This is a genomic window from Spiroplasma attinicola, from assembly GCF_023509825.1.
In the GTDB taxonomy this organism is placed as follows: domain Bacteria; phylum Bacillota_I; class Bacilli_A; order Mycoplasmatales; family VBWQ01; genus Spiroplasma_D; species Spiroplasma_D attinicola.
Genome location: NZ_JAKQXY010000001.1, coordinates 198,811 through 222,980 on the forward strand (window position 1 = coordinate 198,811; position 24,170 = coordinate 222,980).

Here is a 24,170-nt window from a genome sequence, read left to right on the forward strand (position 1 = left end):
ATCTTTATATTTTCAAAAAACCATTAATCGTTAATACCAGAAACAATATATTCATCAGGTCCAACAAAATGTTTTTTAATTTTTTCTGCTCGTTTTTGAAATCTTCTAATTCTTCATCTTTCAAAGTAAGTTCATAATCAAGGAGCAAGAAAATGGCTAACAAGAAAGGTAACAACACTTCCAAGAATCAAAGCAAGACTAACTGCTCAGAAACTTGGTAGGAAGCATAAAACGATTAATGCTGTTACAATTATAATACCGTTCGCTAGCATTGTTCTTGTTAATGATCGTTTAACACCTTCATTACTAATAGCAACAATTTCATCTTTTGTTAACTTATCATTTTTTGTTTTTGTTAAGTTTAATTTAATTTCTTTAATATTATCAAAAATAATGACACTATTAATTAAAACTAAAATTACTACTGCTAAAATCACACCAATTGTCATTGTCGAAATTGTAATTTGTAATGTTACTAATGTTGCTAGTGTGACAAAAACTGCAAAAACTAAAGCAATAATCAGTGGAATTGAAAAACTAAATTGAAATCTAATAATAATATAAATAAAAATTGTAATTAAAGCAATAGCAATTGTAATTAGCATACTTTTAAATAACTGATTACCTGATAAAGCATTATTAGTTGTATAGTTTCAATTTGCTCAAGTTACTTCACTTTGTAAAAACTGGCGAAAATCACTAGCAGCACTATCTTTAACACTAGTTTCAATAATAATTCTAATCACATTTCTACCTGGAGTTAGTGAATTAGTCATTAATGCATAATAAACTTTTTGATATGAATAATCATTATCATTTAAAATCTTAATAACTTCATTACGACGACTATTTGCTTCACTAATTAAATTAAAACCATCAGAATTATTAGAGTTAGTTGGATCTTGTTGGGTTGCAACTTCACCAGTAAAATCAATTCTACTATCAAAACCTTGACTAAAATTAGCACCAGCAGTGAAAAAGACAATTCCTGAAGTAACTAAAATTACAGCAAAACCAGTAATAATTCATTTTGTTAATTTATGATAATTTCATTTGCTAGCATTTAAACTAGTCGTTTTACTCTTAGTTTGAGCAACTAAAACTGCTAATTTAACTTTAGCTTGATTATAACGAGAATTCTTACTTTTCTTAGGGTTTCAACGAGTTCTTGGTGTTAAACCTAACAAAGCAGCTCTTTTTTCAAAGACATTATTTTTTAATAGTAAATATAAGACTAACCTTAAAATTAATACTCCTAAAACAATTACACCAAAAGTTGAAATTGAAGTCATAATTGCAAAACCACGAATTGAACGAGCACCAAATCAGAAAATTGTTAAACTAACAATTAAAACAATCAAACTACAATCAAAAGCTGAAACTAATGATTTTTTATTTGCTGCTTTAAAAGCCTCATAAACACTTTTTCCTGAACGATATTCTTTTTTAAGATTATTAAATAAACCAACAATTAAATCTAGCAATAAAGCAAGACCAATAATTAAAGCAATACCAGTTTCTGGAGCAACAACATTATTTAAGAAAGTAAATGCTACTAAAGTTATAACTAAAAATAAAATAATTGTAAAAATAGCAATAAAACCAAGGAACCGATAATTAAAAATAATCACAATTGCTAAAACTGCCAAAGCAACAGCTAAAGCAATTATCGCAATTTTTAAAGCTTGTGCTCCTAAAGTTGCATCAATTGTTAAAAACGCTTCAACAATAAAATCATTTTGTTCTTTACCAGCAGTTAAAAGATTAACAATTTGACGAACTTTGGCTTTATTAAAAGTATTATCATTAATAGTAATTTGATTACTATTAGAATTTGCAAGACTAGCAATTTCACCAATATAATATGGTGCATATTTATAACTAATAATTGATGTATCAAGAAATTGTGAAATGTCAGGTAAAACAATTAAATCCTTAATATGTGGCAATCAAGCATTCATTGGTGAACCTTTGGGTTCTGATGGATCAAAAGGATTATTAGGGTCAAAAACATTATCTTTATTATTAGTATCAACTAATAATGGCGTTGTTGTTGAAGTATCAGAATAAATTCAATTAATCATATAAAGACCATTTTTACTTTGATCTAATAGATTTCTTAATTGTTTACCAGCCGATGAATTTGGATTTCTAATCGCATTATACATTTTTTGTCCAGTAGCATCATCTAAACCAACTGTTTCATTTGCCAATAAAACTTTTAAAGCATCTTGTTTAGTTTGACTAGTTTCACTTTCAATTACTGATGCTAAATCTTCTAAACCAGTTAAAGTATTACGAATATAATTTAGTAAACTACCAATATCAGAATAAAAATAAACTTTATTAGACCCATCTTTAGTAATTGCTTGAATAGTACTAACTAAGTCTGATTGCGAATTAACATTAAAAACTACTTCTGGTTGATGAGAATTTTGATTAGTTGTTTCTGAAATGCTACTAAAAGCATCACTAGTAGTAATTCTTTCTTCTCTGGCACTTCATGCTTTACTATTTTCATCATATTTATTAGCTAACAAATCGTGTCCTTGATCATCTAATAAATAAATATACCCACGACGAGAAACATTATTAATAAAACTAGCAATATCAATCCCAGCATCTTTACTAATTGATAAATTATAAAAATCACCACCATTGCTAGTACTTTTTTCAATATTAATATTACTTGTTCCTAAAGGATCAATTCGATTTTCTAATAAAGTAATAACTTTTCGACTATTACTATCTTCTTCGTGAACTCCCTCATATCTAACTTGAGTTTGATAGCCACCAGCAAATTCAATACTTAAATTACGATTACTGTCTAAATAAAAAATACTAAAAACTGCACTAACAATAATTGCAGCAGCGATAATTATTAAAGAAGTCATTCTCGTAAAAAAAGAAAAACCTCTAAGTTTCTTTTCTCGTTTTGCTTTCGTTAATGATTTTTTTTTCATAAAGCAAAATCACTTCCTAAATCTTTAAGATAAAATCAAAAAATGATTTATTAAATATCTTAATAATACTATATAAGAATACCAACAAAAGTATTAAAAGACAATTAATTTTTTAGTTGTTTAATTCAAAATCAGTCTTATTTTTTTAAATTACTTTCAATAAATTGGACATCATCATCATTTTCCAATAAATCAAAAAGTTTTTGATAACTAACTAAATCTTCATCACTAACATTGATTGGTTCAAATGGTACATTTCTAACTTCATTAGTAACAAAATTTTCAATTTTTGCAGCTCTTAATGCCTGAACAATGATTGCTAAATCTTCTTGAGCAACAATTAACTGCACAATCTCTTCATCTTTACTAAAATCTAAAATCTCAAAATTAATTACCAAATCTAAAATATCATCTAAATCCAAAGGACTAATAAATTCAATGACACCGGCTTTAAAAAATAAATGTTGAACTGAATTGCTAACACCTAATTTTGCTTGATATTTATTAAAATAACCACGAATATTAGCAGTAGTACGATTTTTATTATCAGTTAAACAATGAATAATTAAAGCAATTGTTCCTGGACCAAATCCCTCATAAATTACTTCTTGATAATTATCTTGATCATTTTGATTATTAGCTTTAGCAATTGCCCGATTAATATTATCTTTTGGCATATTTAAACTACGAGCTTTTTCTAAAATTGTTCGTAACTTGGGATTATTTTCAATATTAGGACCGTGTAATTTAACAGCAGTATAAATTTCACGATTAATTTTTTGAAAAATTTTACCACGTTTAATATCTTGAGCATCTTTACGATGTTTAATATTAGCAAATTGTGAGTGACCTGACATAATTTCTTACTCTTTCTTAATTTTTAATTACGACTTCATCATTTTGGCGCTTGCGGAATTGCTTTGCGTTTATGTTGTGTTCGTTCATGCATGGTTGTAATTTTTATCTGAACTTGATCAGATAATTTTTTAATATCGCCTAATAAAAATTGATCTAATTCTTGATAAGTAAGACCCATTTCTGCTTCATCGGTTTGACCTGCTCATAAACTAGCGCTCGGTTTTCTAGCAATAATTTCTTTAGTGACATTTAGAATTTTTGCTGCTTGAAAAATATCTTGCTTTACTAAATTAACAAGTGGTAATAAATCAACACCACTATCACCATACTTAGTAAAATAACCAGTATGTCATTCATCAGCATTACTTGTTCCAACGACTAAATAATTATTAATTTGAGCATAAGTATAAAGAGTACTCATTCTTAATCGTGACTTTAAATTACCAAAAATTGTTTTTTCTTGTTCTGATGGAATATTTTTTGGTAAATTCTTTTTAAAACTAAGAAAAACTTCATCTAAATTAACTAATTGCGATGTTAATTTATGTTTTTTAACTAAATTATTAGCATAATCTAAATCAATCTCTGGAGATTGACAAGGCATAAGCAAGACTAAATGATTATTAGGAAATGCTTTTTTCATTAATAAAGCAGCAACAGCTGAATCAACACCACCACTTAAACCAACAATTACCCCTTTGGCATGAGCTTTCTTAACTTCATCTTGTAAAAATTTAACAATTTGTTCCAAATATTGTTCTAATTTCATTATTATTCACTTTCTTTTAATCTTTCTGGCTAATTTTATTCTGTTTCTCAAATCATATCATAATTATAAATCTTAACACTGTCACCTTTTTTAACACCTTTTTTTCTTAATTGTTCAAAGACACCTAAATCTTGTAATTTAATTCTAAACAACAAAATATTTTGATAAGTATTCAAAGGATTTCTTTGGGCAATTCTATTGACAGCACTACCTGTAACTTCTCATTGATGGTCTTTAATCTTTGTAACAATTACTTCAGGTTCAGCATTAGGTTTTGGTTGATATTTATATAAAACATGTTCTTCTTTAACTTCTTCTGGTTCTTCTTTTGCAACAGTTTTAACAAATTTTGCAATCTCAGCAATTAAAGGTTTAAGATTCTCTTTTTTTAAAGCTGAAATAGCAAAAACTGGTTTTTTAATTGCATCTGCTAATTTCTTAACTGCTGATAAATCTGCTAATAAATCAATTTTATTAGCAACAACAATTTCTGGCTTTTCTAAAATCTTTTTATTATATTTACTTAACTCTTGTTTAATTAATTGATAAGTTAAAAAATGATCACTTTTTTCGTCACTAATATCAATCATATGAACTAAAACTTGACAACGTTCAATATGTTTCAAAAATTGTAAGCCCAATCCTTTGCCATCACTAGCACCAGCAATTAAACCCGGTAAATCAGCAATAACAAAACTATCATTATTATTTGTTACTACTGCCAGTTGCGGATCTAAAGTTGTAAATGGATAATCAGCAATTAATGGTTTTGCTGCTGAAACTACTTTTAAGAAAGTTGATTTTCCAGCATTTGGCAAACCAATCAAACCAGCATTAGCTAAAAGTTTTAATTCACAAATTATTTCAAATTCTTGACCTGGTGTGCCATTTTCTGAAATTTTTGGCACACGATTGGTTGATGAAGCAAATTTTGCATTACCACGGCCACCAATTCCACCTTTAGCGATTACTGCAGTTGCTTTATTTTTAGTAATATCAGCAATAATTGTGCCAGTTTTAATATCCTTAACAATTGTTCCTAATGGTACTCGAACAATCGTATTAGTACCATTCTTACCATGCATATTTTTTGGTTTACCATTTTCACCAGCTAAGGCTTTAATTTCTCTTGTTTTTCTTAAGTCTAATAAAGTATTTAAACCTTCATCACCAACAAAAATAACACTACCACCATTGCCACCGTCGCCACCACTTGGACCACCTTTAGGAACATACAATTCACGACGAAAAGCGATGATTCCATCACCACCTTTACCTGCTTTAACTTTTAATTTGATTAAATCAATAAACTTCATAATTATTTTTCCTAAAATTTTCTTATTTTTTTATTAAACTATCTTCAAAATAAATGATACCTTGAAAATAACAATAATTAAATAGATATTATTTATTTGTTTTGATTTTTTAACTAATAAAAAAGTTCTATTTAAAATAGAACTTTTATTAACAATTGTTAATATTATTATTTTGCTTCTAAAATATTAACTTTAGTTTTATTTTTAGCAAACTTAACATATTTAACAATACCAGTTTTTAAAGCAAACAAAGTATCATCACCACCACGACCAACATTTACTCCTGGGTGAATTTTAGTTCCTCTTTGGCGATAAATAATTGATCCTTCGTGAATTAACTGCCCATCACTTGCTTTCGCTCCTAAACGTTTAGAATGAGAATCTCTTCCATTACGAGTTGAACCAACTCCTTTTTTAGAAGCAAAGAATTGTAAATTTAATTGAAAACGCATTTTAGTAAACCTCCTTAATAATAATGTTTTTACGATATTGATTACTAATAGTTTTTAATTGTCAAAACATTGTTTGTAAAATCATTTGATTGTTATCCGATGGTTTTAAAACTTCAATGATAACTTTTGTTTTAGGTTCAACAATTTTTACTTCTTGTTGTGAAACTAAATTATCAAGAGCATTTAAAGTACCAAAGACAATAGCAGAGATTCCTGCACAAATAATATCTTTCCCAACTTGATCAAAATTACTATGACCACTAACTTCAACTTTAACAATCTGATCTTTTTGATAATAAAAATTAGTTTTTACCATATTAATTAACTATTTTTTTGTTACTTTTTTAGTAGGACTGTTTACTTTTGCTTTTTTTACAGTTGATGGTTCTTTGTTAACTACTTTCTTTTCACCAGTAGTTGCTTTTTTAGTTGCAGCAACTTTTGTTGGTGCTTTCACTACTTTATTATTAGTTACTTTTTTAGTAGTTTCAGTTTGTTCTGATTTTGTTGTTTTACTTGTTGTCGCTTTAGTTGTTGTTTTGTTTTCTGTTGTTTTTGCTTTTGCAGTTGGTTTACCACTTAACAAAATATCAGTAATTTTTACCTTTGTATATGGCTGACGATGACCATATTTAGTTTTTGAGTTTTTCTTTGGTTTATATTTAAAAACAACAATCTTTTTCGCTTTATCTTGCTTGATAATGATTCCATGAACTGAAGCACCCTTAATTATTGGATTACCTACTGTTCCATCAATCATTAATACTTGATCAAAAACAATTTTATCTTCAGGATTACCTTGTAATTTTTCAATAAAATATTCTTGACCAACTTCAACATTAATTTGTTTGCCACCGGTCTTAATTATTGCAAACATTTTGCACCTCCAGCTTAGACTCGCCTTATAAGGTGGATAACCAAATTATTATCACTTAAAACCTAAAAAAGTGCGGTTGCAACTGTTTTCACAGCATTATTAATTATAAAGATAATTGCTAGCAAAAGCAAGAGAAAGCAAGAGTTATTTTTAGTAATTTAAATTGTTTAAAAAGTAATATTCAAGTTTAATTTTTAAAACAAAAATAATACACTTTATTTAAAAGAATTGCCAAAAATATTTGAATCATAAAAATATAAAGTTTCCAATGCTTTATCAATATTTTTTATCATTTTTTCTTCATTTTCAGACAAACCAAAAAATGAATTCGAACTATAATCCCAACTATTTTTATAAAAAGATTTTATTAAATTAATTAATTCAAATATTTTAGAATCAACTTGTTCTGATTTATCCACAAAAATACCAAAATAAATTCTTAACTTATAATTATCAGTTTCAATAATTTTCTTAAAAAAATAATGTAAGATTTGCAAATCACCTCTAGTATCTACTCCAAAAATAATAACATTCTTAACTTTTACAAGTTCTCCAAATAACTTTTCATAACTTTCCTTGCACTTATCAGTTTTTTCAAAATAAAAACCTTCCAAGCAAAGATTACCTTCTATCTTTATTTTGTCAAAATCTTCACTTTCAAAATTATTAATGACATCCTTGTCATACAATTCATGAAATTTTCCATGTAAATGCTCTATACAAATTTCTTTTTTTCTTTCTGAAGAGTATTTTTCCATCATTAAATCATAATTTAATGTAAAAATTTTAGACGAATAATCTATAAAAGTATTAAATTTCTCATAATTTATTTGATAAGAACTATTTTTATCTTCAATTAATAAACTTTTTAAAACAGAATTTTCATAATATATTTTTAAATCATTTAAAAATTTTAATGTTTGACAAATTTTGTCATAATATTTAAATCATATTTTCAAATCATATTCATCAATTAAATTAAAATTATTACATTTTTCTGAAATTTTATAACATTCAGAAAGTATATTTTCAAATACTTTATGAGTAAAAATTTCAATATTATCACCTTTTAAAAATCGAACTCAATCCATTTCTTTAGGATAACTATGAATTTGTTCTGGCTCGCATATTTCTTCTAATTGTTCTAAAAGACCAATTAAACCTTTTATTCTTCTTAATCAATATTCAAAATTTTTATATTCTGGAGGAATTTCTTTAGTTTCTCCAAAATATGAATCCTCACCATTGTAATCTAAAAAATTTTTATTTTTTTCAGATTGCTGTCAATTTAAGTATATCTTGCCATTATCTACATAATTTGCTGAATTATTTTCATCTATATAAAGATTTATTCTTTCTGATATCTCTATAATATCAAATCACAAATTTTTACCATAATCTTTAATTGCTTCTAAAATACTATAAAATATAGTTTTTTTTAAATTATTTTCTAAATCATCAAATTTATAATAACGTTCTATATCAAAAAAATAATTAATTCCATTACCTAATAAAATAAAATAGTTTTTCCTTTTTGAAATTATACTTTCCATTTGTTCTTGCGAAAAAATTTTTTCTCAATATTTATAGTTTTTATTATTTCCTGTTTTTAAATCATTGATGTCTAACTTATTATCTTTATTTTTAATAAACATTATTTATAGTTTTAAACCTTTCTGATTTTCTTCATTATTTTATAATACTTAAACTCAAATTAAAGTAAAGTATGCTTTAATTTTATATTTGTAATAATATATATACTTATAGTAATAATTATATTTCATTTGTCTACTTAAAAAATATTCAGTCTAATATTTTAGAAAAATTTAATTTATTTGTAATTTTAATCCTTTTTCTAATTCTTCTATTTCTTGCTTATAAGAACTAATGTTATTTTGAAATTTAATAAAAATATTCAAATAAATTTTTAAAGTTTCTTTTAAAATATTCAATTCATTATTATTTAAATATCATCCATCATAATTTTCTCGATCATAATTATTTTTATGAACCGAATTATTAGTTAATAAATTAGCTGTTTTAAAAGAAATTAATTCATCTTTATTTAAGACTTTATTTTCAATAAACTTAATTATTTTACTATTTTCAACTTGATATGGAGAAAATTTCTCTTCTGTTAAATTCTCAAAACTTTCTTCAAAAAAATATATTGATTGTTTATAATACTCTTTTCTTTCATTGATTAAAGATTGAACAATTTCATAATCATCTTTTATATCATTTATTTTTTTGAACTGTTTATATCAATTAATTATTTTATTAAGCTTTTGTTCATTATTATTAATAATATTCTCAGTTTTTTTAATTTCATTCTCTTGATATTCATTATTTTTTTCATTTTCTTGCAGTTGTTTTAAATAATCTTTTCTTCATAAAAGTTCACGGTCAATTAGTATTTCTAAATTTAAATAAATAGGATGAAAAATTTCTTCATTAATATAAGCAAAAATTAAATTTCTAATTGATCTAATATTATTTAAACAATTATAAAAGTCAGATTGTAAAATACAATATTTTATAATTTTTAAAGTTTGCTTAATTTCAAATGAAGTAGCATCATTTCCTTTTAAATACTTATTATTAATTTCATTAATATATGTTAATAATAAATTATTATTAAAATTAATATTCAAAATACATTTCTTATTAAAAATAAGATTATCAATAGAATTCAATTCTTTAAACAAAAGACCATTAACTTTTGATATTTCCATTGAATTGTCATTATTAGAACTAAATACAATAGATTCTTGATTTATTTCTCCATTAATCACATTAAATTTTATTTTTCCTTTATAAAAGAAATTTTGATTTTTAGTAAGAATTTTGGATACAAAAATATGCCTATATTCTTGTCATCAAGAAAAATTATACAAAATTTGTTCTTCTCCATCATGAAGAAATCATCCTTCTCTTTCGTCATGATAAAAATCTAATTCAAAATTACTAATATTTCATAAATTAACTTCTTCATTATTATTAATTTGTTGTGAATTACGTAAATTAGATAAACTTTCTTTAATTGAAGAATTCAATAAATTAAAACTAAATGTATAACATATAGAGTTAACATCATTTTCAAATCATTTATATTTAAGATTATTATTATGAATAAAAAGTAATCCTGGTAAAACTTCTTTTAACTTCATTTAACCTTACCTTCAATTAAAAATTATATAAAAATATAATAAACATTTTTTTCATTAATTAAAAGAGTATACAAATTTATCTTTAGACTTATAACATACAAAATAATTAATAATTAAACTGTCTTGAATTTAAATATTTTTTGTTAATATAAATTTTATTTACATCTTCTCACTAACCTTTTTTAATTTTATTTATATTATTAATTTCATTAATTATTTCTGTATAAAGATCTTTCAATTCATTAAAAGGTTTTAATACTTTATCAGGAAAGTTTTTTATATCATCAGTACTATAATCTTCTTCTAATTTATATGTACTTTCCGTATTATATTCTAAACTTTCATAAATATCTTTAGCATTAATTATATTGTTTTTAGGAACTTTTAGTTTTGAAATATTATCACAAAATATTTCTATTATAAAATTATTATCTTCCTTTAACAAGGATAATTTAATTATTTTTTTTGTCATAAACTTTTATTCTCCTTTCAATTGCTTCATATCCTCCATCCATATCATCAGATATTAACTCTAGAATATTATATTCTAAACTTTCATACTCTAAGCATCCATTACTAATATTTAATTTCCCCTTTTCTCTTTTTAAATGTATAACATTATCCACATCTAAATTTACTACTAGCAAAGGATTATGAGTAACTATTATAATTTGTTTTTCATCTCTTAAAGTTTTTAAATATTCAATTAAATTAGAATAGATTTTTTTATTTGATATATTTTCTTCTGGTTGGTCTAATAATAAAAGTTCTCAAGTATCCTTTGAGTTTTGAACTATAAATTTATAATATGCAAGAGATAATTCACCTGGAGTACTTCCTATATTTTTATCAGAACTAGCAATTAAAATAGAATCTTCAGTTTTCTGCATTTTTTCAAGAAATTTTTGAAAATTTTCATTAACTTTTTCTTCATAGTTTAAAGCATTTGAATTTAAACCCTTGATAGCTTCTTTATATTTATCTTCAGTATTAAGCGTTCTAATTTTTTCTTCATTTCATCCTTTATTGAATAGAGTTTCATAAAAATCATCCTTAAAATCTTTATCATCATATTTAGTTCTTTTTATAAATTTATATCCTTGTTTATTTTCAATTTCACACCCTTTAATAGGATTTGGAAAAGTAGGAAAAACTGTACTATTTATTTTTAATTTTACTAAATCAATTATATTGTTTTTAATTAAATTAAAGTTTTTAATATAATCTTGCTGTTTTTTATCATCACTTGTACTTTGTTTTTTTATTCTTTGATTATAATCATTAATTTTGCTAAGTATTATATTTTTAATACTTATTTCTTTCTCTAAATCATTAGATTTTTTTTCAATGATTTTCAGCAAATTTTCTAAATCTATTATTACCTTTTTAAATGCATTATCTAATTTATTATTTTTATAATAATCATCGTTTTCTTTTAATTCTGATTCTAAACTTTCAAAAATATTTTTTAAATCTATTTTTCTATTTTTATGAAAATTTTCAGTAGAATTTAAATAATTAATATTAAAAATAGTAATAAAAAACAATTTTGTCAATTCGTCTGTAAGCAATTCTAAATTATTATTATGCATCTTTAATAATAAATTATTTATACTTATTTGATTTTTAATATAGAAAGTTAATTTATTAAAATAATTTGTACTTTCTGTTATAAACTTAGTATTATTTACTTCTATAGCACCTACACCTAATGTAATTAAATCTTTAAGTAAAATTCCTTTATTTCTTAATTGAATAATGTAAGTTTGTGGAATATATTTATATTTTATTTCTCTATTGAAATGACTTTTTATATTATATTTCTCTTTAAAAACTTTATAATAAGGAACCAATTTGTTATGTTCTCTAATTATACTTTCTAAAATAGCTGTTTTACCTGAACCATTATCTCCTATAATTACATTAATTCCTTGTACTAAAGGCAAATGAATATTTCCTATTTCTATATTATTAATCACAGGATTTTTATAATCTCTTCTATTAAATCTTGTTTCTGGGGATGTAAAAACCATCATTAATCCTTTAAAAGTAGGAAGACATCGTATTTGGCTAAATTGTTTTTTTTCATGATTTTTATATTCTTCAGAATTTTTATCATGTCATGGATAAGCTTCTCAATCATGACAATCACTACTAATAATTTTAGCAAAAGCATCTATATTAATTTCATTCAAACTATTAATCAAAATTCCTTCAATATTTGGTTTTTGAAATTCAAATGCACTTATATATCCACAATTAATATAATCTTTAGGATTACTACAATGTGTATTTAAAGATCTACTACTATTTGAATTATCTAATGCATTTGTTTGACTAGAAATTAAAATAACATCAAGATTAATTTCTTTCAAAAGTTCTTCAAATTCTTTTTTTGAATAAACTTTTTGCTTTGAAAACTTATTTTTTACAACATGTGCTAAATGTGAAGAATCTATTTCGTCATTTTTAAAATTAAATAAAGCAATTATATGACCATATTTACTTTTTTCTTCTTCAAATTTAATATCAAATTCTATACCTGGAATAATATTTTTAATTTGTGAATAAACTTTAGACTTTATTTTTTTCTTACATTCTAAAAAAATATTGTTATCAAATATATTATGATCTGTTATTGAAAATAAATTTATATTATTTTCTTCTAACTTTTGAAATAAAATGTCAAGATTATTTACTGTAGAATTTTTTACTACTTCTTCAACTTCCTTATGAGCACTTGCATATGAATGTATATGAAAATCTACAGTAATATTATTATTAATTTTGCCACACATTATTTTTATTGCCTTTCCCCTTTTAATTTACTATTTACATAGTACCAAACAAATCATATATTTAAAACCCTTCAACCCTTCTTGTTCTTTTCACTAGCTACAAGCTTACAATATTGATACAGTGTCATTCTATCCTGAAACAACGAATAATGCGCCCTTATTGAGTTAATTATTTTACGGATTAGAGTATTAATTAAATAAATATTATTTTTATTCATCATTACAAAAATATTTTTGTAATTCATTTTTTCTATATAAAATATAATTTTTTCCTTTGTTAATTTGTACTCTTTACTTAAACTCTCTTTAAAATTTTGATACTTTATTACTTTTTGCTCCATAATTTTTAGGATTAAAGTCTGGTTTTCTCTTATAAATCTGTTCCATTAGTTGAGAAAATAAAACTTTACCATTTACTTTGTTTTCCTCAAATAAATTATTTAATATAACAAATATTTTTTTTAAATCCTCATTTTCAATATCATCTTTTTAAAGTTGAGTTACTGATATTAAATTTTGCGGAAGTAGAAATGGATGTATGATTTTCACTATATTGAATAATTAAATGCTTATTTTGATCTTTTGTCCATTGTTTAGCGATAAGAAAAGCACCTCTAATAATTATAAACACAAGAGTTTATTTTTGTGCCAACTTTATTATAGATGCTTATTTCAGTTCATTTTTAGTTACTTTTTCTCTAATTTAGCGTTCATATTCATCAAATTTTCTTTTATTAATTTGTTCTTTTTTAATTGTTCTAGGTAAATCTTTGAAATTAACCACTGTTTTAAAAAATTTATTTTTACTATCTTTTTGTAAATTTTTAACATGATTTTGTAATTTTTCAAAATGTTCTTTATTTATTTTTCGAGATAATTTTATTTCATCAAAATTATTGAAATCTTCGTTTCTTAAAACATATATTTGATTACATTTAATGTAAGCATCACAAGTATTACCATGTTTTTTTGAATATTCAAAATTTACTATACCATTTAATCTTTGATTTTTTTGTTCTTTACTATGAAAGGCAGACATTGGCATTAACATCAAATGATCAGATTCAACTGAAAATATACACATAAATCGATTATTTAAAGAAACACCATCATGACTTTCAAAAGGTTTACCAATATGGAGCACAGTGCCTACAAGTGATTTTTTAATCTTTTTCATAGTTTAAAACCTAATATTACTTTCTAATGATGGGTCATTTAAATTATCTAAAAATGTTTCATTTTCTGAATAATATTTAATCATTTCTTGGTCTTTAATTTTTGAATTTACTATAGTATTTTTTCAAATATCATCACAAGCAAGTTTAGCTAAATCAAAATCACTATATTCTTGATTTAAATCTAATATTAAAGATTCTAATTCTAATTTTTCAATATTTTTTAATTCAGTAATTTTAAAAAAATGATTTTCATCATCAATTATCTTAAAGTTATTTTTTGAATAATAATGATACATTTCTGGAATCACTGGTCCAATTGTTCATTTTTCAAAACTATTTGTTCATAATTTTTTGTCTCATGCTAGTAAAGCGTAAACATAAGTAAGATAAAGTAGATTTTGCAATCGTAAAGAAGAAATCTTTTTTTTATTTTCAAAATTACTTGTATTATACGAAAAGTTGACTACATATTCGCTAAATTTTTTGATATCAATATTTAAATTTTTCATATTATTTTTGACCCCCTTCTGCAAATAATAAATTTTGAATAAATTAATTATATAATCTTAAAATTAAATTATAAATAAAAATTAAAAGAAATATATTTAATTAAATATATTCCTTTTAAATAATTTTAGCGCTCATAGTCATCAAATTCATTATTATCTTCATCTACTTCTTCTGCTACTTGCTGTGATTTTTTCAATGCTTTTTCATATTTTCTTATTTTTTGCATATTTTTTTGCATTATTAATAATTTTTCTTTAGTAAGATACTATTAGAGCATTGTTCTTTTTCATTAAAAACAAATAAATCTTCAAAAACAATTCTTTTCTTCAAAAATTTTATATGATTTTTTTGTAAATTTTTAACATGATTTTGTAATTTTTTAAAATGTTTTTCATTCATTCTACGATATGCTTGTAATTCATTAAAATTATTAAATTCTTCTTTATTTAAATAATACAATTGATCATATTTAATATAACCATCACGAGTATTACCATGAATTTTTAAATATTCAAAATTTGCTGATATTCTCAACTTTTGCTTTTTTGCTTCTTCACTATGGAAAGAAGACATTGGCATTAATATTAAATCATTATTTTCAATTGAAAATACACACATAAATCGATTATTTAATTTTTTACCATCATAACTTTTAAAAGATAAACCAATATGAATTATACTAGCATTAGCGATATAATTATCTTTTTTTGCCATATTTAAAAAACTTAACATTATTTTCTAATGCTTGGTTATACATTATTTTATCAAGAAAAGTATCATCATTTTTTGAATAATATTTTGCAATATCTTCAGCTTTCATGATTGAACTTATATTTGTATTTTTTCAAATATTATCACAAACTAATTTTGCTAATTCAATATCAGTATATTTTTCAATTAAATCTATTATTAATAATTCTAAATTTAATCTTTCAAGATTTGTTATTTCAGAAAATTTGACAAATTTTTTTATTCTATCATATAACTGAACTCCATTTTTTGAGTAATCATGATAAATTTCTGGTATTATTGGTCCAATTGTTCATTTCTCAAAATTATTAATTCATAATTTTTTATCTCATGCTGCTAAAGCTCAAGCATAAGCACAATAAAGTAGATTTTGTAATTTTAAAGGTGAAACTTTTTGTTCTTCAGTATTATTAATATCAAAAGTACTAACATCATAAATAAGATTAACTATATATTCGCTAAATTTTTTGATATCAATATTTAAATTTTCCATATCATCTTCAACCCCTTTCTAAAAAATGATAAGTTTGATTTAAACTAATTATATTGTTTAAAATTAAGTTTTAAAACAAAAGATTTAATTATTTTCTAACTTTTACTTTTAATTTTATTTATTGCCTTTATACTAATTATTAAGATAAATAAAAGGAGTTTAAGAATGAGTAATTTCAATCAAAATATCAAACAATTTATTGATCCTAATATTAATAATCAAGGAACATATTTAGTAATAAAAGATAAAGAAGCAATTTTAATTGATGCTTCTCATGCTGTTGAAAAAGCAATTAAGTATGCTAAAGAAAATAAAATTACTATTACTAATTTAATAATTACCCATGGTCATTTTGACCACATTTTAGGTATTGATCAACTATTAATTGCTTTCCCAAATGTGACAATTTATATTAATCAATGAGATGAAGATTGTTTATTTAGTGCGAAACGCAATTTTTCATCAAAACGTGATTTAAATATTACAGTTAAAAACCCAATTAAAAATTTAATTATTTTAAAAAGTGATATTACAATTAATTTAATCGGATTAACAATTGATATTGTTCATATTCCAGGTCATACTCCAGGCAGTCAATATATTTTAATTAAAGAATATAATGCTGTTTTTATTGGTGATACAATTTTTTACGATAAAATTGGCTTTCATGATATTGATTATTGTGATAATAAATACTTTAAAAAATCATTAATTGAATTAAGTCAATTAGATAAAAAACTAAATGTTTATCCAGGCCATCATCAAATCTATAATTTAAAAACCATGCTATCTAATAATCAAGTTCTTAAAGAATTTTTAAAAACTAATGAAAAAGAAGGATAATATTATCCTTCTTTTTCATTAATACCATTTATTAAAATATTTATCCTTTATAATTTGAGTTATTTGGATTTTTTTGATTAGCTCTGTTATTATTTGTACTATTGTATTGACTGTTATTATGACTTTGATTTGTATTGTTATTATTTTTTTGGTTGGCTTTGTTATTATTGTATCCCATAATTATTACCCCTTTCACTTTTCCTAAATTAATTATAGTACTCTTAATATTAATTAATAGTCATTTTTTAAAAATAATTAATTTTTAACAACTGATTTTAAATTCTTTTTTCTAACAACGAACATCAAAATAAGACTAGCTAAGAAAACACCAACAATTGCCAAAACAAAAGCAATAATAAAGCGAACTAAAAAATAATTCGTTCCCAATCAATAACTAGATAAATATAAGCCAAGAATAAAAAAAGTAAACGGAGTTACATAAGTAAATTGATCTAATTGGTGTAACTTTAATTTATAAGTTATTAAAGTAGCAATAATTACAAAGAAAATTAAAGCAAAAGATAAAACAAACATTAATCATAAAGGTAAATGAAAACTAAAAGTAAAATCTCTTGATGTTAAAAAGTATAATACTAATCCTGGAATCAAAACTTGAATAACCAAATAAGCAAAACTAATAATAAATCTTGTTCTTTTTAAAGGCGAATGTTCGATTGTTTGTTTATTCAAATTTAATTCGTCATTATTACTCATATTAATTCCTTTTTATTTTTGATTATAACATCATTTTAAAATAAAAAAAGATGTTTAAAAACATCAATTAATAAAAATATAGAATGGAGCGGGTAATGGGGATCGAACCCATATCGCTAGTTTGGAAGACTAGAATAATAGCCATTATACGACACCCGCAAGCCATAAATAGTTATATCAATTATTAATAATAAAGTCAATATCCGATTGAAAAACCCTTCAATTTTCATTATTTTTTTTATTCGGCTTCATCTTCTTTTGGTTTCTTATTATTTGAACCCCTATGTTTTTTTAAATCCATAAAAATAAAGAAACCAAATCCACCAATGTGAATAACCAATAAAACGACTAAATAAATAATTGCACTAGTTGACATAATTTACTTTGCCTCCACTTTTTGTTTTTTGCCAAAGAAACGAGCAATTTCTTTATGAAATACTCAACCTAAAGCTAGAAGTAATGGAATAACAATTCCAACAATTAAACCAATTAAACCATTAGTAAAGGCATTTGCTTCAATTCCTTTAACAACATCATATACTCCAGCACCAATATTAGCTAAAACAATCAGTGGTGCAACTAATAAAATTAATAAACTATAAAATTTATTCCATTTAATTCACGAGTGCTGATCATTAAATTTTTTCAAACTTGGGAAAAGTTTTCAACCTAATGGACCAATACCAATTAATAAGATTAAACCAAAAATTAATAATCACATTTGAGCAATTCAAGTTCCGACAGCACTAATTAAAGCAGGAGAATTATTAAAAGTAAATAAAATTGAAAGAATCATAGCAAAGAGTGATGAAAATAATAAAGCTTTAAAACGTGACATTTTAACTTCATATTCCAAACCGTTAACCATTGATTCAACCTGACCAATTAACGACGAGATTCCTGCAAAGGCTAAGGTTAAAAAGAAAATAACAGCAACGACATTACCAAAAATTGGTACCGATTGATTAATAATGGCAAATAATTGTGGAAAAACTTGAAAAATTAAAGCAGGACCACCACTACCAAAGACATCATCAAATGCTTTACCTTGAACATTAGCAATATTTCCAATGGCACTGAAAACAATCATTGCAGTTAAAAAACCAACTAAACTTGTTCCAATCCCAACAACAAACGCATGATTAGTATTATCTTGATGCTTTGGCGCATGAGCTGAATAAATATAAATTGTTCCTGTTCCTGTTGATAACATAAAGAAAGCTTGACCAAAAGCATCTTTTCATAAAGTTGGGTTTAACAATTCTTTCGGTTTAAATTCCAGCATAACACTTAGTCCTTTACCAGCACCTTTTAAAGTTGAGGTATAAATTACTAAGAAAAGAATCATAATAAATAGTGATGGAATAAATACTTGATTAACTTTATTAATTCCTTTATCAACACCACCAATTAAAATCACAATTAAAATTGCTCAAACAACTAATACTGCTACTAAAACTTTTCAATTTAAGTTACCTAAAGCACTAAAACTAGTTGGATTATCATTACTAATATTTAAAATATTATGATAGAAAAAATCTTGATGATTTAAACTTGAAGTAAAAGCAATGACAATATTAATTAAAGTTCAACCAATCAAAACACTATAATAACTACTTAAAACTAAAACAGTAGTTGATTGTAATCAACCAAATAATGCTCCCTTTTTTCCAGCATTTTCAGTAAAAAACTCAATATGATTTTTTCTTGATTTATTACCTATTGTCATTTCTAAAAATAATACTGGAATGGCACAAATAACCATACAAATAATAAATGGAATAAAAAATGCTCCACGATGTAAATACATTTGAGTTGGAAATCCTCAAATGCCACCAAGCCCAACTGTGGCGCCAATTACTGATAAAAGAAAACCAAATTTACTAATGGTTTTTCGTTTTTTAACTGCCATAAATTATTTCCTAGACTTTCTAATTTATTTATTTGTTAATAATACTATATTTTAATTATTTTTGTCTAATAAAAAATCTTAATAAAATATAAAACACATTATAAAACAAATAATGTGTTTTTGAAATTTAATATTTTAATGGTACCCAGAGTGGGACTTGAACCCACACGATTTCTCGGCAGGTTTTGAATCTGCTGCGTCTACCATTTCGCCATCTGGGTATGAAATAAAAAAGAAAGAGTTAGTTAAAATCTTTCTTAATTTTATAATTTAAATAATTTATGGTGCCCAGAGCGAGACTCGAACTCGCACAGCCTTTAAAAGCCACCGGATCTTAAGCCCGGCGTGTCTACCATTTCACCATCTGGGCAGTAATAACAAATTAAATAAATGGTGCCCCCGGCAAGGTTCGAACTTGCGACACCCCGATTAAAAGCCGGGTGCTCTACCACTGAGCTACGAGGGCGATTTACTGGCTGGGATGGATGGATTCGAACCATCGCATGCAGGTATCAAAAACCTGTGCCTTAACCGAGCTTGGCGACATCCCAAGATAAAATGGTGGAAGGGGAGGGATTCGAACCCCCGAACTCATTGAGATCTAATCTACAGGCAGACGCGTTTAACCACTTCGCTACCCTTCCATGGTGCTGGCGACAGGAATCGAACCTGCAACCCCTTGATTACAAATCAAGTGCTCTGCCTATTGAGCCACGCCAGCAATTAAAATTTAAATGGTGGAGCATAGCGGAATCGAACCACTGTGACTTGGTTGTAAGCCAAACATTTTACCATTAAATTAATGCTCCAAAAGTGTTTTTATCTATTTATAGTTTAAAAACCTTATTTATTATAATAGATATTTTTAATATTTACAATTATTTTTTAATAAGATTTTTAAAAATTGAAACAACTTTAAATCCTAGTTTTAAATAAAATTGATAATGTTATAATTAACATTATGATGAAAAAAATAAATTTGAAAAATAAATGACAAAAATTTCCAACAAGTGATAAAACTATTATTATTTTATTTTTAGTAGCTCTAGTTTCTTTAATCGCAGGAGTAATAATGCTATTAAGTGTCAATCTTAATCAAGGAATTTTTAATGGTTTTAACTTAGTACATAACCTTGGTGTAATTGACAGTTTCCAATATTATGAAGCACATAATCTTGTTAATTTAGTATTTTTAAAAATTGGGATCATTCTGACAATTTTTATCATGCCAATTTTTGGTGGCATAAGTATTTTATGATTTATTATTAATCGCTTATTCTTTTAAAAAGAAAAATAATTCTTTTATACACCCTATATTTTTAATTTGTTTAATATTAAATAAAAATAGTAACTAATTTTTTACATTAGTCACTATTTTTTTAATACTAATTAAATTTTGTAATTATTAATTTACTAAACATAATCAACAATAAATCTAACAATATTAACTTGAGAACTTGTTCAACAACTATGAAAAGCCCCTGCTGTTCGAGCATAAATATAAGAACTTACTGATAATAATGTTGTTGCTTCTTTTTCATCATATTTAGCAGTAACAGTTAAAGTTATTGTTGCTGTATGATGACCTGTACCTTTTCAGTTATCGTTTGTTTCTGTTACTTCTCAAACTTTTTCTAGTTTACTAGACTTTGCTTCATTAATATTAGCAGTAATAGTAGATAAAGTTTTAGGATTTGTATAAGTATGTAAATCAAAAGTACCAGTAATAACTAATAACTTAGAATTAGCAAAAAAATCATTTCAAGATTTTGATGATGCTTTATTAGCATAAGCAGTATTATCTACTGTATTTGTTCCTGTTGCTTTAGTTTCAACACGATGATTAATATTAACATCTGCTCAGTCATAAATTGCTTCAGAACTATGAATAGGATTATCAATATTTGTATTTACTAACTTTGTTGATACATTTGTTTGATGATTAATATCTAATACTCCGACAGCTGCTGAACTAGATAGAACACCTGCAAGGCCTAATGTTGCTCATATTTTTTTCATAATTGCCTCCCCTTTGCAATTGCTTTTTTACTAATTAAATTATATCTCTATTTTTGAATTTATTAAAATAAAAAATAAGTTCTTTTTAAGAACTCATTTAAAACTTTACATAGAACATATTCTTAATAATTAGATTATACAAAATAAAAATGGTGACTGATAATAAATGATTAACACAGTCACCTTTTATTAAAAACTAATTCATTAAATTAATCAGCAATAAATTGAATATCATTAATTTGAGAACTGGTGAAAGAATCATGACCAACACCATCTGTTCTAGCATAAATATAAGAACTAACTGTTAAAGAAGTCACACCTTCTTTTTCATCATACTTAGCAGTAACAGTTAAAGTTATTAATGTCACAGTATGATGGTCAGAATTTTCTCATTGATCATTTTTTTCTGTAACTTCTCAAACTTTTTCAAATTCTCCAGATTTTGCCTCATTAAGCTGAGCATTAATAACTGACAAAGATTCAGGATTTGTATAAGTATGTAAATCAAAAGTACCAGTAATAACTAATAACTTAGAATTAGCAAAAAAATCATTTCAAGAATCTTTTGTTGTCTTATTAGCATAATTAGTTCATTGTACAATATCTATTCCTTCTGATTTAGTTTCAACACGATGATTAATATTAACATCTGCTCAGTCATAAATTGCTTCAGAACTATGAATAGGATTGTCAATATTTGTATTTACTAACTTTGTTGATACATTTGTGTGATGATTAATATCTAATACTCCGACAGCTGCTGAACTAGATAGAACACCTGCAAGCCCTAATGTCGCTCATATTTTTTTCATATTTGCATCCCCTTTGCAATTATTTTTTTTATTAACTAAATTATACATCTATTTTTAAAATGATGAAATTAATCATCAAAATTTATTTCATCTTGATAATACTTTAAAAAATGCTTTTCTAAACTAAAAGGTATCAATTTAAAATTATTAACATTAAATTGTGAAATTGCTTTCAAAAAATCATTAATATCTTCATCTTTAATCTTAACTTCAATTTGATTAAGTACATCATCTTTCTTAAGAATATTCCATTTCTTTTTAAGAAAAGATTGATAATCAAGAATATTAGCAAATTTAACTTGATAAACTTTATTAAAATCTTTTTTCATTTCTTCAATAAGAATTTCTGAAATAATTTTACCTTTTTTAATTATTGCTACGCGATTACAAACATTTTCTATTTCACTAAAAATATGAGAACTGATAAAAATAGTAGTTCCTTCTTTTTCAAAAGTTTTAACTAATTTATTAAATTTTTCTTGCATTAATGGATCTAAACCTGATGTTGGTTCATCCATAATCAAAACTTTTGGTTTATGCATAAAAGCTGCAATTAAAGCAACTTTTTGTTTCATTCCTTTCGACATTTTTTTAATTTTTCTTGTTGCATCTAAATCAAAATAATCAATTAATTTTTTAGTATAACTTCAATCAACATTTTTTCTAATATTAGCAAGAACTTTTAAATAACTAATTCCTGTCATATACTCAGGAATTGCCACTTCACCAGCAACATACCCTAAATCTTTCATAATTTTGGCTGAATCTTTTCAAATATCTAATCCAAAAATCTTCCCTTGTCCATTATCAGGTTGAATAAATCCCATCATTTGTCGAATAACTGTTGTTTTTCCAGCTCCATTAGGACCAATAAAACCATAAACTTCACCAGCTTTAACTGCTAAATTAATTTCAAAACAACCAATATTTTCACCATATTTTTTAGTTATTGCTTCTAATTCAATTAGATTCATCTAAACCTCCATTTAATTGATTTAACTATACTAAAAATTAAATAGTGACTAATAATGAAGACCATCTTCAACATAATAGCCACTAATTTTTATATTAAAAACTAATTTACTAAATTAATCAACAATAAATCTAATAGTATCAACTTCTGAAGTTGTTCAACAAGCATGAACTGAACCAGCGGTTCTAGCATAAATATAAGAACTAACTGATAACAATGTTGTTGCTTCTTTTTCATCATACTTAGCAGTAACAGTTAAAGTTATTGTTGATGTTTGATGTCCTCAACCACGTCATTGATCATTTGTTTCTGAATAACTTCAAACTCGTTCTAAATCATTAGATCTTGTTTCACTTATATTAACAACAATATTATTAAATTCTTTAGGATTTTTATTAGTATGCAAAGTAAAAGCACCAGAAATAAGTAAAAATTTAGAATTAATAAAATAATCATTTCAAGATTTTGTTGTTGCTTTGTAAGCAAAACTAGTATTTTCTAATTTATGTGTTCCTGTTGCCTTAGTTTGAACTTTATCATTAATATTAATATCTGTCCATCCATAAATTGCTTCAGATGTATTAATGGAATTATCTAAATTTTGATCTGTCAAAGTTGTTACTATATTTGTTTGATTATTAATATTTAATACTCCAGCAGCAGTTGAAGTAGTCAAAGCTCCAACAAATCCTAGTGTTACCAATATTTTTTTCATAGTTGCATCTCCCCTTGCAATTATTTTTTACTAAGCACTTAAATTATA

General features: G+C 24.5%; 24 protein-coding genes, 8 tRNA genes, 1 pseudogene and 1 other annotated feature. Of the genes and pseudogenes, 2 read left to right on the forward strand and 31 right to left on the reverse strand.

Features of this window, described 5'->3' with window-relative positions:
• Positions 1-23: 23 nt before the first annotated feature.
• The 15 genes and pseudogenes from secDF to LT335_RS01020 form a co-directional block, all read right to left on the reverse strand.
• The gene (gene secDF / locus LT335_RS04465) at positions 24-2,963 is read right to left on the reverse strand and encodes a protein translocase subunit SecDF (protein WP_249727953.1); all 2,940 of its coding nucleotides are present in this window, start codon (positions 2,961-2,963) and stop codon (positions 24-26) included.
• Positions 2,964-3,100: 137 nt separating this feature from the next.
• Positions 3,101-3,820, reverse strand: a complete 720-nt coding sequence (locus tag LT335_RS00955; protein ID WP_249727955.1) for a YebC/PmpR family DNA-binding transcriptional regulator — start codon at positions 3,818-3,820, stop codon at positions 3,101-3,103.
• A 23-nt stretch (positions 3,821-3,843) separates the two neighbouring features.
• The gene (gene nadE / locus LT335_RS00960) at positions 3,844-4,590 is read right to left on the reverse strand and encodes an NAD(+) synthase (protein ID WP_249727957.1); all 747 of its coding nucleotides are present in this window, start codon (positions 4,588-4,590) and stop codon (positions 3,844-3,846) included.
• Between the two features lie 35 nt (positions 4,591-4,625).
• Positions 4,626-5,906, reverse strand: a complete 1,281-nt coding sequence (gene obgE / locus LT335_RS00965; protein ID WP_249727958.1) for a GTPase ObgE — start codon at positions 5,904-5,906, stop codon at positions 4,626-4,628.
• 167 nt (positions 5,907-6,073) lie between these two features.
• The gene (gene rpmA, locus LT335_RS00970; RefSeq protein ID WP_249727960.1) at positions 6,074-6,358 is read right to left on the reverse strand and encodes a 50S ribosomal protein L27; all 285 of its coding nucleotides are present in this window, start codon (positions 6,356-6,358) and stop codon (positions 6,074-6,076) included.
• Position 6,359: 1 nt separating this feature from the next.
• Positions 6,360-6,674, reverse strand: coding sequence for a ribosomal-processing cysteine protease Prp (locus LT335_RS00975; protein ID WP_249727962.1), 315 nt, complete (start codon positions 6,672-6,674; stop codon positions 6,360-6,362).
• Between the two features lie 270 nt (positions 6,675-6,944).
• Positions 6,945-7,235: pseudogene (gene rplU / locus LT335_RS00980) on the reverse strand (50S ribosomal protein L21); the annotation flags it as partial.
• Positions 7,236-7,241: 6 nt separating this feature from the next.
• Positions 7,242-7,323 (reverse strand) — a sequence feature (ribosomal protein L21 leader region).
• A gap of 127 nt (positions 7,324-7,450) precedes the next feature.
• A complete protein-coding gene (locus tag LT335_RS00985; RefSeq protein WP_249727964.1) occupies positions 7,451-8,890 on the reverse strand; it encodes a hypothetical protein in 1,440 nt (479 codons plus the stop codon).
• A gap of 171 nt (positions 8,891-9,061) precedes the next feature.
• Positions 9,062-10,405, reverse strand: a complete 1,344-nt coding sequence (locus tag LT335_RS00990) for a hypothetical protein (protein WP_249727966.1) — start codon at positions 10,403-10,405, stop codon at positions 9,062-9,064.
• 172 nt (positions 10,406-10,577) lie between these two features.
• The gene (locus tag LT335_RS00995) at positions 10,578-10,877 is read right to left on the reverse strand and encodes a hypothetical protein (RefSeq protein WP_249727967.1); all 300 of its coding nucleotides are present in this window, start codon (positions 10,875-10,877) and stop codon (positions 10,578-10,580) included.
• The gene (locus tag LT335_RS01000; protein ID WP_249727969.1) at positions 10,858-13,203 is read right to left on the reverse strand and encodes a hypothetical protein; all 2,346 of its coding nucleotides are present in this window, start codon (positions 13,201-13,203) and stop codon (positions 10,858-10,860) included. Before LT335_RS01000 ends, LT335_RS00995 begins: the two co-directional genes overlap by 20 nt.
• A gap of 703 nt (positions 13,204-13,906) precedes the next feature.
• Complete coding sequence (locus LT335_RS01005) at positions 13,907-14,380, reverse strand: hypothetical protein (RefSeq protein ID WP_249727971.1); 474 nt, start codon at positions 14,378-14,380, stop codon at positions 13,907-13,909.
• Positions 14,381-14,383: 3 nt separating this feature from the next.
• Positions 14,384-14,890, reverse strand: coding sequence for a type II toxin-antitoxin system antitoxin SocA domain-containing protein (locus tag LT335_RS01010; protein ID WP_249727973.1), 507 nt, complete (start codon positions 14,888-14,890; stop codon positions 14,384-14,386).
• Between the two features lie 241 nt (positions 14,891-15,131).
• Positions 15,132-15,605, reverse strand: coding sequence for a hypothetical protein (locus LT335_RS01015; RefSeq protein WP_249727975.1), 474 nt, complete (start codon positions 15,603-15,605; stop codon positions 15,132-15,134).
• On the reverse strand, positions 15,589-16,134 hold the full coding sequence (locus LT335_RS01020) for a type II toxin-antitoxin system antitoxin SocA domain-containing protein (protein WP_249727977.1): 546 nt from the start codon (positions 16,132-16,134) through the stop codon (positions 15,589-15,591). The genes LT335_RS01015 and LT335_RS01020 overlap by 17 nt, the downstream gene beginning before the upstream one ends.
• 165 nt (positions 16,135-16,299) lie before the next feature.
• Here LT335_RS01020 and LT335_RS01025 point away from each other — a divergent pair, with 165 nt between their 5' ends.
• Positions 16,300-16,977: an MBL fold metallo-hydrolase gene (locus LT335_RS01025; protein WP_249727979.1), complete on the forward strand. Its 678-nt coding sequence runs from the start codon at positions 16,300-16,302 to the stop codon at positions 16,975-16,977.
• Between the two features lie 40 nt (positions 16,978-17,017).
• On the opposite strand, the gene LT335_RS01030 is transcribed toward LT335_RS01025, so the two are convergent.
• The 12 genes from LT335_RS01030 to LT335_RS01085 form a co-directional block, all read right to left on the reverse strand.
• The gene (locus tag LT335_RS01030; protein WP_249727980.1) at positions 17,018-17,155 is read right to left on the reverse strand and encodes a hypothetical protein; all 138 of its coding nucleotides are present in this window, start codon (positions 17,153-17,155) and stop codon (positions 17,018-17,020) included.
• Positions 17,156-17,232: 77 nt separating this feature from the next.
• Positions 17,233-17,691: a DxFTY motif-containing membrane protein gene (locus LT335_RS01035; RefSeq protein ID WP_249727982.1), complete on the reverse strand. Its 459-nt coding sequence runs from the start codon at positions 17,689-17,691 to the stop codon at positions 17,233-17,235.
• 84 nt (positions 17,692-17,775) lie between these two features.
• Positions 17,776-17,850: transfer RNA gene (locus tag LT335_RS01040), tRNA-Gly, on the reverse strand.
• Positions 17,851-17,929: 79 nt separating this feature from the next.
• Positions 17,930-18,067, reverse strand: a complete 138-nt coding sequence (locus LT335_RS01045; protein ID WP_249727984.1) for a hypothetical protein — start codon at positions 18,065-18,067, stop codon at positions 17,930-17,932.
• Between the two features lie 3 nt (positions 18,068-18,070).
• The gene (locus LT335_RS04470) at positions 18,071-19,603 is read right to left on the reverse strand and encodes a sodium-dependent transporter (RefSeq protein WP_249727986.1); all 1,533 of its coding nucleotides are present in this window, start codon (positions 19,601-19,603) and stop codon (positions 18,071-18,073) included.
• Between the two features lie 139 nt (positions 19,604-19,742).
• A tRNA-Leu gene (locus LT335_RS01055) sits at positions 19,743-19,824 on the reverse strand.
• 61 nt (positions 19,825-19,885) lie between these two features.
• Positions 19,886-19,973 (reverse strand) — tRNA-Leu (locus LT335_RS01060).
• A gap of 21 nt (positions 19,974-19,994) precedes the next feature.
• Positions 19,995-20,069, reverse strand: a tRNA-Lys gene (locus LT335_RS01065).
• 7 nt (positions 20,070-20,076) lie between these two features.
• Positions 20,077-20,154: transfer RNA gene (locus LT335_RS01070), tRNA-Gln, on the reverse strand.
• Positions 20,155-20,162: 8 nt separating this feature from the next.
• Positions 20,163-20,247, reverse strand: a tRNA-Tyr gene (locus tag LT335_RS01075).
• A gap of 1 nt (position 20,248) precedes the next feature.
• Positions 20,249-20,324: transfer RNA gene (locus tag LT335_RS01080), tRNA-Thr, on the reverse strand.
• A gap of 14 nt (positions 20,325-20,338) precedes the next feature.
• A tRNA-Val gene (locus tag LT335_RS01085) sits at positions 20,339-20,412 on the reverse strand.
• 170 nt (positions 20,413-20,582) lie between these two features.
• On the opposite strand from LT335_RS01085, the gene LT335_RS01090 reads away from it, so the two are divergent.
• The gene (locus LT335_RS01090; protein ID WP_249727987.1) at positions 20,583-20,888 is read left to right on the forward strand and encodes a hypothetical protein; all 306 of its coding nucleotides are present in this window, start codon (positions 20,583-20,585) and stop codon (positions 20,886-20,888) included.
• Positions 20,889-21,016: 128 nt separating this feature from the next.
• Here LT335_RS01090 and LT335_RS01095 read toward each other — a convergent pair whose 3' ends face one another.
• The 4 genes from LT335_RS01095 to LT335_RS01110 all read right to left on the reverse strand — a co-directional run bounded on the left by LT335_RS01095 (position 21,017) and on the right by LT335_RS01110 (position 24,122).
• On the reverse strand, positions 21,017-21,622 hold the full coding sequence (locus tag LT335_RS01095) for a hypothetical protein (RefSeq protein WP_249727989.1): 606 nt from the start codon (positions 21,620-21,622) through the stop codon (positions 21,017-21,019).
• A 209-nt stretch (positions 21,623-21,831) separates the two neighbouring features.
• On the reverse strand, positions 21,832-22,434 hold the full coding sequence (locus LT335_RS01100; RefSeq protein ID WP_249727990.1) for a hypothetical protein: 603 nt from the start codon (positions 22,432-22,434) through the stop codon (positions 21,832-21,834).
• A 68-nt stretch (positions 22,435-22,502) separates the two neighbouring features.
• Complete coding sequence (locus LT335_RS01105) at positions 22,503-23,408, reverse strand: ABC transporter ATP-binding protein (protein WP_249727991.1); 906 nt, start codon at positions 23,406-23,408, stop codon at positions 22,503-22,505.
• A 114-nt stretch (positions 23,409-23,522) separates the two neighbouring features.
• A complete protein-coding gene (locus tag LT335_RS01110) occupies positions 23,523-24,122 on the reverse strand; it encodes a hypothetical protein (RefSeq protein WP_249727993.1) in 600 nt (199 codons plus the stop codon).
• Positions 24,123-24,170: the final 48 nt, after the last annotated feature.